The 2,670-nt window shown below is 60.5% G+C and carries 2 protein-coding genes; both read right to left on the reverse strand.

Annotation, left to right across the window (positions count from 1 at the left end; genetic code table 11):
- Positions 1 to 196: 196 nt before the first annotated feature.
- Positions 197 to 1,654, reverse strand: a complete 1,458-nt coding sequence (locus ACG2E4_RS18195) for a sulfatase (RefSeq protein WP_395277477.1) — start codon at positions 1,652 to 1,654, stop codon at positions 197 to 199.
- A gap of 14 nt (positions 1,655 to 1,668) precedes the next feature.
- Positions 1,669 to 2,670, reverse strand: a 1,002-nt coding sequence (locus ACG2E4_RS18200; protein ID WP_395277478.1) for a sulfatase-like hydrolase/transferase, incomplete at its 5' end; no start/stop codon positions are given.

Genomic DNA, 2,670 nt, shown 5'->3' on the forward strand with positions numbered 1-2,670 from the left:
CCACCACCGGGTCCCCATATACGCCCATCAGCGGGGAAATATCCTCCACCGAAATCCAGAGTATGTTGGGCCTGTCGGCACCCGCAGCCTGGGCCCCCGCCGGGACATCATGGATGCCTAAAAAATAAAAAAAGAGTACATAGAAAAGCATGTTCCTCATCAGGTATATGGTTCCGTGGAATATTCCAAATTCAACTTAATCCTGTCCTCTCCTCACAGGGTATCTCCCTCCCCGCTGTTTGATGTACTCATGCATTTGCTCCCGGAGAGCAGCTGCTGTGTCGGGGTACTTTCCAGCCAGATCGTGCTCTTCATTAAGATCCCGGGAGAGATCGTATAATTCCACGCTGGTTTCCTCGTAGAATTCGACCAGCTTCCAGCGCCCCGCCCGGATCGCCGAACCCGGTCGCCAGCCGGACCCGTGGTAGTGCGGGTAGTGCCAGACCAGGGTGCGGTCGTCAACTTTGGCAGGATCCTTCAGGTAGGGGACGAGGCTCTTGCCATCAACATGCTGCTGATTTTGCGACGGAAGACCAGCCAACTCTAACAATGTTGGATAAAAATCCATACTTGTAACAGGTTGTGCCGATACTTTCCCCTTTTGTATACCTGGCGCTTTGATGATCAGCGGCACGCGGATCCCGCCCTCGTAGGCCCATCCCTTGCCTGCTCTGAGAGGGATTACCGCCGTAGGGGCAATGTTGCGCTCGGCAGGCAGGGTCGTCAAGCCCCCGTTGTCGGAGGTAAACACAATGATCGTGTTTTCATATAGCTGCTGATGTTTCAACTCCTTCAGCAGCCGGCCCACGTTCTGGTCCATACACCGGACCATCGCCGCGTATTCGGGGTCACTCTGGGTGAGCCGGGTTTGGCCCAGCCCTTCCTTGCGCATTGCCGGTTTGCCCTCGCCGGGCAGTTTTAGCTTTTCTTCACGATAGTGCTCGTCGTAGCGCGCGCATCCCTGGATGGGCGTATGCACGGTGTAAAAGGACAAAAACAAAAAGAAAGGATCGGTTCGCTCCGAAGCTTGCTCCATGAACCGGATCGCCTCGGTGGTCAGCCGGTCGGTCAGGTATTCCCCCTCCGGGCCGTCTTCCAGGCGCGGGTTCTCATACGGGGCGTAGTAGCCGCCGGGCGGAGACCCGCGGTCGTGCCCGCCCTTGTTGATCTCAAAACCCTGGTGCTCCGGCCAGTATTCCGGGGTCTCCCCCAAGTGCCATTTCCCGGCGAAGAAGGTCCGGTAGCCCTGCTGCCGGAATGCTTCGGCGATGGTGAGTTCCTCCAGCGGCAGATTGTGGATATCTTCAGGCGAAACCAGTTGTGGATCTTCGGCTCGCTCTGTGGGCATGCCCGGTATCCAGTCGGTAATGCCCACCCGCGTCGGGTCTTTGCCGGTCATGATCGCCGCCCGCGTGGGCGAGCAGACCGGGTGGGCCGCGTAGGCATCGGTAAACCGGATTCCGGTTGCCGCCAGCCGGTCCAGGTGGGGGGTCTCATAGAAGGTGCTGCCATAGCTGCCCAGGTCCCGCCAGCCCAGGTCATCCACCAGGATGAACAGCACGTTGGGCGGGGGTTCCGACCGGGCGGGGGGACCTGTCGCACACAGAAATCCAAAAGAAGCAAGCAGCAAGAGCGTGTATTTTTGACAGGCCATAATCACTTATTTTTTTACTCCTCCACCTGGCTGCCCCACCAGTTGTTGCCGGGGTTGTAATCCGGGGACAGGAACTCCATGCGCTGCCGTTCCAGCCGGGGCAGCAGCTCCTGCTCGATTTGCTGCAGGTACTCCGCCTCTTTTTGTGGATCATACTGCGGGTCTTTCCGGGGAAATTTGGCACCGGTCTCCTGCAGATATTCGGTAAGCCGGCTGCCCAGCCGCTCGGCCACCTCCGGGTGCCGGGCGGACAGATCGGCCTGTTCCGGCAGGTCGGCCTGCAGGTCGTAGAGCACCTGGCTGCTGTCGGCGTGGTAGCGGATCAGCTTCCAGCGGCCCTGGCGGATCACCGAGGAGGGCCGCCCGCCCTGGTTCCCGTAGTGCGGGTAGTGCCAGAACAGCGGCCGTTCGGGGATCGGCTCCCCTTCCAGCAGCGGGCGCAGGCTGACCCCGTCCTGGTGCTCTTCGGGCCGCAGGTCCGCCCCCGCCAGGTCCAGGATGGTCGGGTAAAAATCGGTGCCGGTCACCGGCGTGCTTTCCTCTGTTCCACCGTGGTCCATCCAGGGTACGCTGATAAAATACGGGACCCGCAGCCCGCCCTCGTACTGGTAGCCCTTCCCGCCCCGCAGAGGACGGTTGGAGGTGGCGTAGTCGTCGCCGGCGGCCACCCCGCCGTGGTCGGAGGTGAAGATCACGATCGTCTCATCCTCCAGGCCCTGCTCCCGCAGGGTGGCCAGCACCTGCCCCACCGCATCGTCCATATGCTCGACCAGGCCTGCATAGACCGGGTTGTCCTGCACCTGGCGGATCGGCAGAAAATATCCCATTTCAAACCCCTTCTCTGCAATACCCAGCGAATCGGCCTTGTCGCGGTACTTGCTCCAGTTTGCGCGGGTGGTCTGTATAGGAGCGTGCACCGCGTAAAACGACAGAAACGCGAAAAAGGGCCGATCCCGGTGTTCCCGGATAAAGCGGCTGGTCTCTTTGGCCAGCTTCTCCGGCAGGCTCATGCCTTT

It is taken from the genome of Halalkalibaculum sp. DA384, from assembly GCF_043951955.1.
GTDB lineage: Bacteria > Bacteroidota > Rhodothermia > Balneolales > Balneolaceae > JAMQKA01.

Coding starts and splice junctions, on each gene's coding strand:
- ACG2E4_RS18195 (WP_395277477.1), bottom strand. CDS start 1,654: ATGGCCTGTCAAAAATACACGCTCTTGCTGCTTGCTTCTTTTGGATTT.